7 protein-coding genes are annotated in these 14,456 nt (G+C 42.6%); 4 read left to right on the forward strand and 3 right to left on the reverse strand.

Annotation, left to right across the window (positions count from 1 at the left end):
- The first annotated feature begins 187 nt into the window (after positions 1-187).
- The 4 genes from F6J99_RS30305 to F6J99_RS30320 all read left to right on the forward strand — a co-directional run bounded on the left by F6J99_RS30305 (position 188) and on the right by F6J99_RS30320 (position 6,745).
- A complete protein-coding gene (locus tag F6J99_RS30305) occupies positions 188-1,366 on the forward strand; it encodes a phosphotransferase (protein ID WP_293118477.1) in 1,179 nt (392 codons plus the stop codon).
- Positions 1,367-1,544: 178 nt separating this feature from the next.
- Positions 1,545-2,651: a T3SS effector HopA1 family protein gene (locus tag F6J99_RS30310; protein ID WP_293118479.1), complete on the forward strand. Its 1,107-nt coding sequence runs from the start codon at positions 1,545-1,547 to the stop codon at positions 2,649-2,651.
- Between the two features lie 1,583 nt (positions 2,652-4,234).
- Positions 4,235-5,329 (forward strand): hypothetical protein, encoded by a 1,095-nt coding sequence (locus F6J99_RS30315; protein ID WP_293118481.1) that lies wholly within the window; start codon positions 4,235-4,237, stop codon positions 5,327-5,329.
- A gap of 339 nt (positions 5,330-5,668) precedes the next feature.
- Positions 5,669-6,745 (forward strand): hypothetical protein, encoded by a 1,077-nt coding sequence (locus F6J99_RS30320; protein WP_293118483.1) that lies wholly within the window; start codon positions 5,669-5,671, stop codon positions 6,743-6,745.
- Here the strand turns inward: F6J99_RS30320 and F6J99_RS30325 are convergent.
- From F6J99_RS30325 to F6J99_RS30335, 3 genes are all read right to left on the reverse strand, one after another.
- Complete coding sequence (locus F6J99_RS30325; RefSeq protein WP_293118485.1) at positions 6,742-10,806, reverse strand: TIR domain-containing protein; 4,065 nt, start codon at positions 10,804-10,806, stop codon at positions 6,742-6,744. The two genes, F6J99_RS30320 and F6J99_RS30325, sit on opposite strands and share 4 nt — an antisense overlap.
- 173 nt (positions 10,807-10,979) lie before the next feature.
- Positions 10,980-12,227 carry a caspase family protein gene (locus F6J99_RS30330; protein ID WP_293118487.1) on the reverse strand — a complete coding sequence of 416 codons (1,248 nt, stop codon included), beginning with the start codon at positions 12,225-12,227 and terminating at the stop codon, positions 10,980-10,982.
- A 778-nt stretch (positions 12,228-13,005) separates the two neighbouring features.
- On the reverse strand, positions 13,006-13,629 hold the full coding sequence (locus F6J99_RS30335) for a DnaJ domain-containing protein (protein WP_293118489.1): 624 nt from the start codon (positions 13,627-13,629) through the stop codon (positions 13,006-13,008).
- Positions 13,630-14,456 lie beyond the last annotated feature (827 nt).

Consider the following 14,456-nt stretch of genomic DNA (forward strand, 5'->3'; position numbering starts at 1 on the left):
TGTGCTGGTACCACTACCTGATCGCAATTTACGCTTTTAGTTGCTACCAATACATCCTGGTTAAAGGGAATGGGTAATGGGTGATTTAGTTAAAAATTACCATTGCCTTCTTAAAAATAACCATCTCCTAAAACTAGGATTATCTTGGATTTAGTTATCACAGGTTAGTTGTAATTCGTAGTTTTTAATGACTTTTTTATTAAGCTCTAAAAATGTTTTTGATTATCTAGTAGAAGAAGGTATTTGTGAAGCCAATCAGCAATCTCTACTTCAGATTGAACCAAAATCTGGTAAAAACTTTAATTTGCTCGTGAGTTTGACGGAGGATCGCTATTTTCTGATTAAGCAAGAGCGTCACGATCATGAAGGAAAAACTAATGGGGATTTTTGGTACGAATGGCTTTTTTATGAGTTTTTACAAGAGTTTCCGGAGCTAAGCTCTATTCGCCCACTAATTTCCGAGGCGATTCATTTTGATTTAAGTCGCTCAATTCTGGTTTTCAACTATCTTAATGACTATTGTGATTTAGCGTATTTTTATAGTAAAGAGCAGGTTTTTCCCACTGATATCCCTAGGCAGATCGGAGCTACTATAGCCACAATCCATCGCAGGACTCTAGACTGTCAGGAATATAAAGATTTCTTGAACTCTAATTCTAAACAGCTACCGATTGACGAAGAGGTTGACTTTCTTGAAAGGTTAGAACGCATTGAACCAGAAGTTTTTGGGATGTATTCTGAAGATTCTCTTGAATTTTTTAGACTTTATCAGCGCTACGAGAGTTTAGGGCAAGCCCTTGCAGAACTTAACCAAGTTTGGGAGCCTTGCTGTCTGATCCACAATGACCTAAAACTGAAAAACATATTACTGCACCTTGAGTGGGAGCAATGCCTCTCTACAAAAAAGCTAGAAGCAAGCATGGTTAGAGTAATTGATTGGGAGAAATTCACTTGGGGTGATCCAACCTTAGATTTAGGAACCATTATCGCCAGCTATCTACAAATTTGGCTGAGTAGCTTGGTGATCAGTACAGCAATCGATGTTGAAACTGCTTTGCGTCTAGCGACAACTCCCCTTGAGGTAATTCAACCTAGCCTTGTTGCTCTAACTCAAGCTTATTTGGCTCACTTTCCAGAAATTATTGAGCGACGTCAGAATTTTTTGAGACGAGCTATGCAATTTGCTGGGTTTGTGTTGATTCGCAAAATTCATATAAAGATCAATAACCTCAAACCCTTTGACAACAGAGGTATCTGTATGCTTCAGGTTGCTAAGACGTTGTTATGCCATCCAGAGCAATCAATCCCGATTGTTTTTGGCATCACAGAATCTGAACTCACTTTTCCTAGCCGTATTCCTGCCTAATATCAAGTCCGGTTGAATACCCATAATCAAAGTGTGGGGAGATGGGGAGATGGGGAGATGGGGAGATGGGGAGATTTTTATTAAGCGATGCAGCGCGGTCTTGGGGGTTTCCCCCATGAGCGACTGCATCAAGACAGGGTAATTATCCGGACATCATATAAGTCTTAAGGTTTTGATTATGCAATTACTGGATACTTTACGAACTCAACGACTGGATTCTTCTATACCTGGAGTGCTGGATGTTTTTTCTGATATTCTTAGCAACGTTCAGATTCAATCTAATTTCTATATCACTCATCCAGAGTACAAACCCCTGGAACTTCCTGATGAAGTGGTAGCTCGTTTTCAGCAACTACCCTTAAAGATCCAGAATAGGTATCTGAGCCTGCAACTGCGAACGTTTCTCTACCGTATCTACTACAACGGGTCTTATCAAACTACTCTTCCAGCGGATCACAATTCAAATGGTTGGGCAGTTGACGAGGATTTGGAGAACAATACCGTAAGGGGGCTCAATCTAGAGTTTTGCCAGCGATTGTGTGAAAGTAATCACTCTCAAGGCTACTTTGACCCAGGGTGGTTAGTGCTAAGCCAGGAAAGTGATGGTAGTCTGGCTGTGGAAAAGAAGGGTCTAATTCTGCACATTAGGCCAGATTTCCATTTACAACCGATTGATACGGCTGCTACTATAGGGAGCTTAGTGGCAATCCGGATGCCCCCCAATTTAGTTCAAAACGGATTCTATGTAGCGGTTGGGAATGCTGGTCGAGTTAATCCTTGTCATTCAGATGGTGACCACCAGACAGTAAATGTTTATTTTAATCTAAGTCCTGAAGGTGCAGTTGCTGTTATGAAAGCTATCACTGAGGGATTGAACCGAGTCAAAATTCCGTTCACGTTTAAGGTGCTATACAATCCTTCTGACTACGGGCGTTATGACTCAGGGGTTTTGTGCTTTGAAAAGGGTAGTTATAAAACAGTTAAATCCATCCTTAAGACTGTTTATGCTCAACACAAATCCCATTTTATGCAAGGAGTACCTCTGTTTACCAAGCAGCTGTTACCAGGACTGGCTCTATCTGAAGAACCGGATTATAAATTTACCCCTAAAGAAGATTTTGGCATGAATCGCTGCCAAATTGTTGCTAATGCGTTACTAGAAGCTTGGCTACAAGGTCACGACTCCCCAGAAGGTCGGATGAATTTTATCCTCCACAACTTTTCTTTGCTTGGAATTGATCTGAAGCGTCCCTACTTGAATGCTAACTCTAAAGATATTTATTAAAGATGCTTTTTAAGCTATCAGCTTATGCGCTACGCGCACGCTACGCGAACAGCTATAGCAAAGGGAACAGGGAGCAGGGAGCAGGGAGTAGGGAACAGGGAACAAACATTCTCTCATTTGATTTAGGATTGCTATATAGCGCTACGCGCAAGGCAAGAGGCAATAGGCAAGAGGCAATAGCTTACTACAAAAGCTTTTGAGCTTTTAGCAATGTCCTAACTTGAATTTGTAGTGCTATATCAGCTAATGCGCTACTAATGGTGCTACTTGAGGTGCTTTTGAATAAGCGATGCAGAGGTGCGACCCGTGGCGAATTTAATTACGGCTCAAACGCACCATTACGGTCTTGGGGGAAACCCCCAAGACCGCGCTGCATCAAGACAAGAGGTAAGCATTCGTTAGGTCACAGGCTAGAAGCCTGTGCCACATAGAAGCCTGAGCCTGTGCCACATAGAAGCCTGTTTTATATATGGGTTGTAAACCATTTCTGGCAGGAATTGGCAAAAGGTAAGAGGGAAAAAGCAAGAGGGAAAAGAAATCCAGAGTTTTATTGGAAAATAATAAACGACTTCCTAGATTTACATCTCATTTGTCAACCCTATATTCACACAATTACAACTGATATACCACTAATTAGAGAAATAAAAAGTTTATAAACATTGCGGATAGGAATAAGCTTAGTGGGGAAGTACTCAGTATAATCAGAACAGGGTAAAATAGATCAGCAACTCCAGCTTTTCCCCACTTATTGATGGTACGGGTGAAGAGTTGAACTCGTTCAATTTTTTGCTGCTACTCGTAACTCTCTTACAAAACTATCTAATGACAAGATAGATCTTAGGGAAAATCTTAGAAATAGAAATATCCTATATTATCTGTAGTACACCCTAAACGAACGGGATATATCTAATCAAACAAACCTAATGTGCATCTACCTTAAGTAGAAATTTTGGATAAAAGCAGAAATGGCATGAAGAATTTGGTCATTAGGTCAAAGTTTATTAGCTGGCAGTTTCTTGAGCTTAGTGTGAATAGCTCCAATAGTGGCTCAATCCCCAGGGGGGCAAGCGGGCAAGGTAAACGCATCTAATTTTTTGATTCCTACATATAGTGTTTATTGAATTGAATGAACACTATCTCTATAAAATCCATTGTCAATAAGCAAAATAGCGATGCAGCGCGGTCTTGGGGAGGCAGCGCGGTCTTGGGGAGGCAGCGCGGTCTTGGGGGTTTCCCCCATGAGCGACTGCCGTGGTCTCCCCCATGAGCGACTGCCGTGGTTTCCACGGGGCTTACAAGGTGCGGACGCAGGTTCCGCACACAGACCCAAAACCATGAGCGACTGCATCAAGACAAGACCGGGTTTATTGAGAACTAACCCCAGTTTATTGACAATATGTGCTTACCCTGAGCAAGCGGGGGGTTGACGGTTGGCACTTTCAGCCTACCTGCTTCGCTCCTCCTTATCCAAAACTGACGTTAATAAATGATGATTTTGTCTACTTAAACCATATTATATTGACTATTATCAATAGGAAATTACTTGTTACTTTTTTGCAAAATATATAGAGAGATGATACCTGATGAAACATAAGTTCTTTTTTAATCAAGGATTTGTTGCTAGTAGTTTTATTGGACTGTTTTTTTCAGTTTCCGTACAAGCTCAACAATGCGAATGCCCCGTACAATATCAAAAATGTATTAAACCTGGGTCAGCAACAAATAATCTCAACCAGGCAAGGATATGTGATTATTTCGGTGGAGTAAGTGCCTATCAAGGTAAAAAAAAGCTTGACAATATTCTCAGAAAAGTTTTACAGCCTCCGGCTCGATTGAATGTGGATCCGATTGTGGATAAGAAGTCAGAACCACCAAAGGCAAACCTTCTATTTAATGAGGGAACTTTTGTGCGATTTTTACCTGGGGCTAAATTTGAGTTTGAAAAGGGACTTACTCGTCTTAAACTTAAAGAAAGACCAGACATAGAAGATATTGGTTTGGAGCGCTTGAATCTTGCTTTAACTCCTACACAAATAGATTTTATATCTCAAAAACATCATCTCAAAAAAGTTAATTCCATTGCAGTCAAACGTTTAGCTCAAGAGCAATCTGATTTAATTACAGAAGCGACAATCTTTAAGCTAAATCAAGGAACTCTTCTAACGATGAATCCACCAAATAGCGTTCTGACTGAAATTAGAACGCCAGGAAACTCTTTGGTGGAGTTGGGAGCAAAGCTTTCAGAACCATCTCAAGACCAAAATCTGTTTTTAGCACCAACGCGGAGTAGTGCTGTAATTGTGCGACACGACTCTGCCAACAACACAACACAAGTTTTCTCCCTTACTAATAGTGGGATTAGGGTATCTGGTCAGGATGGAGATACGGTAGTTCTTCAAGGTGGTGAAACTGTGTCAGTAACTAATGGAATTGTTGGAGAGGTACAATCATTCGACCTTTTGAGATTCTACCAGACTACTACACTAGCCTATGGTTTGGGACCGGGACAGAACGAGGCTATAGCAGTAGAACCGGTTGAAGTTCAGAAGACAATTAGGGCAGTCCGAGTTGAAACACTGGCAGCACTAGAGGATCAAAGGACGGAACTAGATGGAGGTTCTCCTATAGAACCAGATCCGATAGACCCTACAGTAGACGAACTTGAGGAGACAGGGTAAACCCATCTAATTTGTTTATTCGTATATATAGTGTTTAAAAAATTAAATAAACACTATATGTGGAAAAGTCATTGTCAACAAGCGCAATAAGGTCTGGTTTATTGAGAATTACCCCAGGTTTATTGACAAGATACGTTTACCCTGCCTTCAGGAGACGACCTTTTTGATTTGGGTAATTCATAGTTAACAACCTCTTCAATAGTTCAACTTTCTATAATTCCAGATTAAAAACATCTTCACTTTTACAGTAAATCAGTCAAAACCAGATCAAATCACTTTTTTTTAGAAACAGTTTTTAGCATGGTGATGAACTATAAATCATGTATTGAATTTAAAATTATGCGAGGACTTTACTTTGTATTTTGTTCTCTAGGTTTTTGGGTTATTTATAACTTAACCCAGAGTGCAAAAGCAAATTCCAAAGCAGAGTTACTAGAACAACCTACGCTGGAAAATATTGAAGATATAGGAATTTATGTAGAAAATATACCAGAATCAGTTTCGGTGATTATACCTCTGAAAGAAATTAGCAGCTCTCTTTATCCAACCTGGAGTTCTGGGAATCAAGACTCTACTGCTATAAAACCTGCTCTACAAAGTTCAGAGACTCTTTTTGTCCAAAATTCCCCAGCCACTACTAATCAATCTCTCGAATCCGACGACGAGGAAACAGAGCAGTTAGATAATGTCTATGACGGACTCGGTGACATTCAGGTTATCCTTCGTCCACGTCCGTCCCGTCAACCAGATATCCAGTTGATTTTGGAATCTTCAGTTTCTACTAATACTGAATTTGACCAATTTGACACAGCGTTATTATTTGTCAACAGTGTTCGACTTCTAGCAACACCGAAGCTAAGTCCAAAAACCCGTCTAATTGCTTCTGCCAAGGCTGGAAGAGTATTGCTAGTGCCATCTTACTTAGATGATTACAATTTCCTCAATCTTAACGTAGCAGTACGACAGCAAGTAGCACAAGGTACTTATGTTCAGCTAGGATATGTACACCAGCAATTAGATGGTTCACTATTAGATGTAGTTGAAAATTCAGCTCAACTCCTTGTAGATCGAGACGACCAATTAGCAACTAATTTGCGCTTGAATTCGTTCTACGAACTGAGATTAGGGTCACGAGGAGATAATAATCTCTTTCAAAACACTTTGGGAGCACGCCTACGTCATGATGTTACACCTAAGCTGGAAACAGCTTTGGACTCTCGGATTATTGTAATTAACCATAATTTTTCCGGCAGGTCCGAAGTCAATGTACGACCTCAAGTTAGTGCGCTGGCAATCTACCGACCCAATAAAAATATTGCTGTGACGGCTTCAGTAGGCTACTTAATTAATATTGATGATAATTCTGTTGAAAATAATTTAGTGACAGGGTTGAAGGTTCGGTTAAATCTGTTCTAGAGATTATCGCAAATTTGACGATCGCTCTTTTTGACCTTAGGATTTGTTTTTAGATAGTCCTGTAGGCGATCGCATCCTTCCTGCAAAAGATGCTCTGGATCTAAGTTCCATAGAATCACCGTTTGATTCTTGTCGCTGCTTAGCAAAGCCTTGCTGTCTGGACTGAATTGAACACTTTTGAAAAAACTTTGATGGCTTGGCAAGGTTTTGATTAGAAAACCATCTTTCACACTCCAGAGTTTAAGTGTCTTGTCGGTGCTACTAGAAGCTAGGGTTTTGCCATCCCTGCTGAAGTTTACATCGGTCACTCCACCTCTGTGTCCATTGAATGTTTGAATTTCTACTCCCTTGTTCACATCCCAGAGTTTGATGGTGTGATCCAAACTAGCAGAGGCAAGCATTTTGCTATCAGGACTAAAACTGACAGCGGCAATTTCCTGCTGGTGTTTTTTAAAAGTTTTCAGTGGCTTACTATCTCGACTCTTCAAAATATCCTTTAAACGCCAAATATCGATCGTTGAGTCGTTACTCCCAGAGGCTAACAGCTTGCCATTGGGACTGAAACTGACAGTCGTGAAACCGAAACTATCTTTCCCCTTTCTTGTCAGGGTGTTAAGTAATTTTCCATTCTCAACATTCCAGAGCTTAATCGTTTGGTCACCACTGGCCGATGCTAAGAATTTACCATTGGGACTGAAACTGACACTCGTGACGTAATCATTATGCCCATTAAGGGTTTCGAGTAACTTATGTTTAGCTACATCCCAAAGTTTAATTGTGTTGTCGTCGCTTGCTGAGGCTAATATCTGACCATTCGGGCTAAAGCTGATGCTTTTAATACACTCCCTATGAGGTTCGGAATCTAGGATTCCCGCTCTAGAGGTAATTTCCTTAGAATCCGAAAGGTAGATCTTTCCATCACAGGCAGGGATAGCAATAATTTTGCCATTGGGACTGAAACGGGCACCATCAATACCCCTATTGTATCTAATAATGTGGTGATTAGCTTCAATACTCCAAAACTTGATCGTATTGTCAAGGCTACCCGATGCTATGAGTTTACCATCAGGACTAAACTTTACACTGCTAACATCATTGCTGTGGCCATCTAGGACTGCCACTGGTTTATGCTCGATATCCGACACCCCACCCTCTATATCCCACAAAAGTACCTTTTTATCACTCCCAGATGCAAGCATTTTACCGTCAGGACTAAAACTGACAGTCTTCACTAGGTGGTTATGCTTAAGTGAGGTGAGGAACTTACGTTGAGTCACATTCCAAAGTCTCACTGTTTTATCGAGACTGGTTGAGGCAAGCATTTGACCGTCAGGACTAAAGCTGACACTTGTGACATAATCTTCATGGCCTTCGAGAGATTTCAGTAATGAGCATTCTTTCACGTTCCAGAGTTTGATGGTTTTATCATTACTGCTAGTAGCCAATATCTTACCATCTGGACTGAAACTAACATAATTGACCCAATCATCATGGGCTTGTTTGCACAAGTCTGAAACTTTTAACTCTGAACAGCAAACAGGAGAAGAAGATAACTGTTCTTCGTTTTCTGTCCCCCGTTGCTTACCTCTTGTAAAATGCCAGAGCTTGACTGTGCCATCACGGCTAGCTGAGGCAAACATCTGACCATTGGGACTGAAACTAACATGATTGACCTGACTATCATGAGCCTCAACAGTTTCGAGCAATTTTCCATCCGAATTCCAGAGTTTTACAGTCTTATCAGCACTGGCAGAAGCGAGAAATTTACCGTCTGGACTAAATGTAATCCCTCTAACCCATCTCTTGTGTCCTGGGAGAGTTTTAAGCTTACTCCCATCTTGGTTCCAAAGCACAATTGTATGGTCATCACTAGCTGAAGCCAAAATTTTGCCGTCTGGAGAAAAACTAATACTATTGACACTATCCAGATGTCCTTCCAATCGGTTAAGTTCTTGGGTTTGATAAACAGCTTGTTGTAAAGTTGCTACAGCCTGAACGTGGATACGATTCGGCATCCACCATTTCAATTGTTTGACTGCCTTTACACCTGTCATCAGTGCCTCAAGCTGGTCATTTCGAGAAAGTTGAGATTCGGACAAAAGAGCCAGAGTAGTAACCTGGCGCTGAGAAGCTACTTTTAGCGCTATCATAAGCCCCAGAGTTACTGTAACGATTCCCCCTATGCCATAGATTAAAGTTCTGTTTCTACTCTGAACTGCCTTGCGTACCTTCTTTTCTTCCTCTAGCCTTTCTTGAATCAGTTTTAACTCTCGTTGTCTCCTTGCTTCTTCCCGCTCTTTAGCTTCCTGAATAGCCCGATCACTCACTTCTACCAGTTCAAGTAGCATCTCATCATAGCCCAACTCCTCAGCATCAGGACTACTCAACCAGCGCCCCGCCTCAGCTAATTCAGTCTCATCCAATAAACCTCCTTTGCCTTTCCCCAGCTTTACCCAATCTTGAACTTGGCGCATTAGTCGTCTACGAGTCTGTTCCGCTTCTCGCCGTTCTTGAAGCCGCCATTGCAAGGCTGGCCAACCCTTGATCAGAGCCTCGTGGGCAATATCAACGTTAATACTAGAACCGTCTTTTCCGGCACTGAGGGTTAACAAGCGATTTTCAGCTAAGTAATTTAGTGTTTTGTCAAACAGTTCTGGATTGTCATCAAGGGCTTTCAACTCCTCAACTGACTGCTGGCGGCGAGTATGGACACGTCCTTCACCAAACTGAATCAAGCGTAGGAAGATACGCCAAGCTATCTGCTGTTGTTTTTCGGGCAGTTTGAAAACAGTAGAATCAGCATGATTAGCGATTACAGCCTGCAATCCCTTACGGTTGCTACCATCTATATTTTCATAGGCTGTGCTGGTAAGTACTAGGGTGTTATAGGCTCTCAGGGGCAGATATCGTCGTTCGATGTTCTCCCATAACCACACCATTGCTTCTTGCACTAGGGGCAAAACTCCTGGTTCTTCAGCAGCATCTGCCATCAAACGCTCTACTAGCACTGGCTCTATAGAAACCTTGACTTTTTTGGTTGGTTTGGTAATAGCTTCACGCAATCCCTCAGCATTGAGAGGAACAATCTCCAGCCGAGATCTTTGAATCTGGTCCCATAGCATAGACCCCATTAGTTCAGGATAAAAGTCTGCTCTGACGGTCAAAATTACATAGCAGTCAGGAATTTCCAGTAGACCCAGTAAATCCTCTTGAAACGGTTTTGCTTCTTGCTCAGCTTGCGTAAATACTTCCTCAAACTGGTCTACCACTAACAGTAATCGTCGAGCATTGTCTTCAGTCGCTAAAGCTGTAGTAACTGCTAAGGTGGGATTAGCTAGGTCACTTTCTAATGCTTTTTTTAAAGCCGTCAAAGGTTTTTCACCAGGACGGATTGTGCGAATTAACCACTTTCCATCCTCAAAAAGTCCACTTCCCTTTAAATTCTTTAAATAGGGAATTAGACCTGCAAACACTAAGGAAGATTTTCCACTACCTGACGGACCAATTACACTCACAAAATTATGATGACGCAAGTGCTGTAGGAGTTGCTTGATTTCCTGATCACGCCCAAAAAAGCGATCGCTGTTTTCCTCACTAAAGGGTGTCATGCCAGGATAAGGGCATTCCGGTTTAGATGGAGCGTCAGGCACTGAACATTGTAGATGCTGACACAAGCGTTCAATTGCCTTTTCCCATTCATCCTCATCGGTTGCATCCAGGCTTGTGAGCATTCTGAGGCTAGGTGGCAAGTCAATATTTTTATCCCTGATGAGAGGGATAACTGGCCAATTCCCTTTGTCTAAGCCATAGGACTGAGCTAGCCAATCAATGAATCGGTTAGTATCATTGGCTAGATAGGCATGAGAGAGTACCAGTAACGTGCTATGGCTTTGCTCAATAGCATCCTGAAATTCTGCTATCCGAGGCGCACCCAATGCAAACGCTGCTTCTGAGTGGTAGCGTACATTAGTCTGGTTCAAGGCATCTAGTAAATAGCCTTCTACCCAAGCCCGATCAGCATCTACATAGGAGATAAAGAGGTCGTATTTTTTAGCCTGCATCCTAATCCTTACCTATAGGAAATTCTGGTTTGATGCAGATACAACCCTGAAGTATTAAACCTATAATAAACACTGAAATCTCTAGAGAGATATCTAGATTAAATGACAACTATATTGTAGTGGCTATTTCAGGCTTTGACAGTATCCTTGAGGGTACTTTTTAGGTTTTTCCATCAACCATTTCTCCCCGATGGGGGCTGCCACAGTTGGTAAACCAAGCGTTCTATATTAGTCTCAAACTCATCCTCATCAGTCATGTCCAAGCAGGGGAGCCGGAGCATGCGCAGTCCCAATCGTGGCGTGCATTCCTCACGCACAATCGGTATTAAACGATACTGACTTTCTTCTAGTCCCAAATTTTGACTCACCAAGTTTTCAAACTGAGCATAACTACTCTGTAAGTAAGCTGGGGAAAGTACCAAAACAGTATAGCGACTTCGCTCAATAGCACGTTCCATGCTGGTAATTATAGGTACGCCCAATCGAAAGCGAATATCAAGATAAACCTTTAGCCCCTGTGACTCCAAGTAAGGCAGCAACGCCTGACGAACCCAATGCTTATCCTCTCCCCTGGCTTGATAGCTGATAAAGACATCGTACTCGTAATCATCACTAGGCAAAGTTAGAGGCATTGGCGTTTCCGCCTTTCCTCCCAGGTAACGGGCGATGGGGAAGTTGTCCTCAATCTCAGCTTTGAGAATAGGATGCTGATTGGCCTGATCACTGGTAACTCTCGGCTGTAAGTAATTAAAAAGGTCAAGGATACGGATAACTCCCCCTGAACCGATCGCACCCCCTTTCAACCCAGCCAGCAAGTGTTGGGTAAACAGACTATTTTCAGCATCCCGTAAAACATAAGATTTTTCACTGCTGCGAGAAGAAGCGAGGATAACCCGACCTCGTCCCTGGGTAAGGGAGTCATAATACTTTTCTGGTAAGCCCTCTTTAAGGGTAGACCCATCCACATCTTTGGGTTGACCAATGCCGCCAGCATGACAGCAGTCAAACACAACGACTAATTTACGAGCTGGAATCGCCCGTAGAGCCTCGGTAAACTGATCGCCAGAAATGGCAGTTTGAGCTAATAATGATCCGCCGGATGTCAGGTTTGTGTCTACTGGTAACAGGTACTCTCCTTGGTAAGCACCCTTTTCAATCTGTCCGCCATGACTGGAAATATAAATCAAAACAGTAGAGTCTTTGTTACTCTGTTGGGCTAGATTTGCTAATGCCTCAGTGAGTGCTGCCTTAGTTGCTTTAGTATCTAGCAGTAATTGCACCCTCTCAGGTGAATAGCTACAGTATTCCGGGTCAATCAGCAGGTTGTAAATGTCCTGAGCATCTTGGAGGATAGTGTTTGGGAGTTGGTTGATGTTTTGATAGTTGGCGATGCCAACAACTAATGCATGAGCGTTATCCATTGCAGGTACGATGGGACAATTTTGATAGGAACAGGTGATGAGTTGGAAGTGTTGAACGTTTCAAAGTTTTAAAGGTTTAACGCTTATGTTCCAAACCCTTTGTTAATTCCCTGGTAATTTCCCGTGAATCCGGAATGGCGTTGCTGAATTTCGTAGGTAAGCATATGGGCTAGGCGCACGCTACGCGAACAGCGGTCAGCGGTCAGCGGTCAGCTTAAAATAAACCTCGTTCGTGTAGTGTGCGCACCTCAAGTAGCGTGCGCGTAGCGCATTAGTTGATAGCTTACTTTAGTAGCCCTATCGCTAGTAGTTAAGGTTATGGAAAAATGTGTTGCTAGCCCAACAAGCTTTTACAACATTGCTGTTCTTAGTGAAATCCTTAAGCTTTGCTAATTCTAGCTTTGGAGGATTTGAGCTCTGGAAGGGTAGGCTAAGTAGGATAATGCGATCGCGCTGCTTGTCAATCCAAAAAAGCCAAGTAAATTAGCGCAGTTGCGATCGCAAAACCAGAATGCTGATAACAAACAAAACTTGTCCAATCTCCACGCCTAGGTTGAATCAGAGTAACGCCAGGGAAATTTCTGCGTGAGGCTAGTCGTACACAAGTAGTAATTTTAGCTTCCGTTACCTTTACCAGACCGTAGCCAAACCACTATAGCACTAGGCATTAAGGTTAGGACATTGATACAAGCTGAAACGCTATTTTAGTTAACTTTTGCCTCTTGCCTCTTGCCTCTTGCCTTGCCCGTAGCGCTATACATCTTTACCAATACCAACGCTAGATCATCTGCTCGATCACAAGAAAATCCTGTTCTATCTGAGCACACAGAGACTTATTGTAGGGGTCAGTCTTAAGGGCTTTTCTAAGATAATTTCTAGCTTTATCGAGCTTGTGCTGTTTAACCAAGTGTCTTGCCCAAGTTTGATAAGCGATCGCTTGCCACTGACGCACTTCTGGGTCTTGGGGCATTCTTTGAGCCAAGGCTTCGACTAATGCGATCGCTCTCATCAACCGTCGCTCCCGAAGCAATTGCTGGAGTTGATGATAGGAATCCCACTTCAGCTGTTGTTCAACTGCTGAGAGGGGTTGATTGGACTCAACCGATGGTGGCTTAGGCGTTACCCAACTTGAGGTTGGCGGAGGTGAGTCCCCAGGCTGATTAGTGTGATTACCAAAGCTAGTGGCAGAGGTTAAGACTGGTTCACGGTCAGACTCTTTGATAGCACTGAGGAGAAGCTTATAAGCCTCCGTAAACCGAATAAACTTTTCTTGGGCAAGCTTGTCTCCAGGGTTAATATCAGGATGATACCGACGTGCCAGACGCCGATAAGACTCCTTTACTTCAACCTGCTTTGCTCCTGGATCTACACCCAATAAGCGATAGCAATCAGCCAGATTCATCAATGGGATAAGTAATCAATAAGCGTTTAGACAGACTTATTTTTTTCCTATATATAGAGTACCCTATTCAATAATGTAACTACTTTTCCCTTTATATTACTTGATCAGCGGATCATCGGCATTGCTTAATCAAGGAATGAATATAAGGTGGTGCGTTACGGGACGGGCTATCCCAACACTGGATACGAGGCGCTCAGAGCGAGCCCGTCCCTAACGCACCCTACGCAAATTTATCAGAGTCGGAGAGTTTGAGAGGGAAAAGAATACCCCGTTCTCTTAGGTCTTGAAGTTACCGTAAGGTAGTGGTCGCCTTAATCAATGGAGGCGCGCTTGACCTTTGAAGAATTAAATTACGGGGTCGCGCCTCAAGTTTTAACCTTTTTCTGCATAGCCTGCCAACCATAAAGGCTCCACTATCCTAAGGTTTCGTCTCCGGGATGAATATTCCGTTTCAAATAGTGTTAATTTAAAAAGTAAGGGTCTCAAAAAAAACTGGGTATTGACCCCACTCAGCTACCTCCGGTGCGGGGGAAAGTCACGCCCTAGGAGAGAACAGCAACGAGCGTTGTTGTGCCTGGGAATCCCCATCCCTCTTCAGGGTGGGGAAGTTCAAACTACTTGATCACCAGATCATCAAACAGCCCTTACCCACCAAGACGGTTAGAACCCACTTTTTGGTAATAAATCAAAGTGTAATTACCGGATACATTTAACCCGGCAATTCCTGGCAAAACCCGGAAGCCGTGTACAGCACGTCGGTTATCGACGAGGAGGTATCCCTCAAAGCTTTTAGGTAAATCCCAAAAGCGCCATTATGATCACGGTCA

The sequence above is a fragment of the Moorena sp. SIO4G3 genome, assembly GCF_010692305.1.
GTDB classification, from domain to species: domain Bacteria; phylum Cyanobacteriota; class Cyanobacteriia; order Cyanobacteriales; family Coleofasciculaceae; genus Moorena; species Moorena producens_A.

What these genes read in the sequence shown, in the direction of transcription:
- F6J99_RS30305 (WP_293118477.1), top strand. Translation starts at nt 188, where the DNA reads ATGACTTTTTTATTAAGCTCTAAAAATGTTTTTGATTATCTAGTAGAA.
- F6J99_RS30310 (WP_293118479.1), top strand. Translation starts at nt 1,545, where the DNA reads ATGCAATTACTGGATACTTTACGAACTCAACGACTGGATTCTTCTATA.
- F6J99_RS30315 (WP_293118481.1), top strand. Translation starts at nt 4,235, where the DNA reads ATGAAACATAAGTTCTTTTTTAATCAAGGATTTGTTGCTAGTAGTTTT.
- F6J99_RS30320 (WP_293118483.1), top strand. Translation starts at nt 5,669, where the DNA reads ATGCGAGGACTTTACTTTGTATTTTGTTCTCTAGGTTTTTGGGTTATT.
- F6J99_RS30325 (WP_293118485.1), bottom strand. Translation starts at nt 10,806, where the DNA reads ATGCAGGCTAAAAAATACGACCTCTTTATCTCCTATGTAGATGCTGAT.
- F6J99_RS30330 (WP_293118487.1), bottom strand. Translation starts at nt 12,227, where the DNA reads ATGGATAACGCTCATGCATTAGTTGTTGGCATCGCCAACTATCAAAAC.
- F6J99_RS30335 (WP_293118489.1), bottom strand. Translation starts at nt 13,629, where the DNA reads ATGAATCTGGCTGATTGCTATCGCTTATTGGGTGTAGATCCAGGAGCA.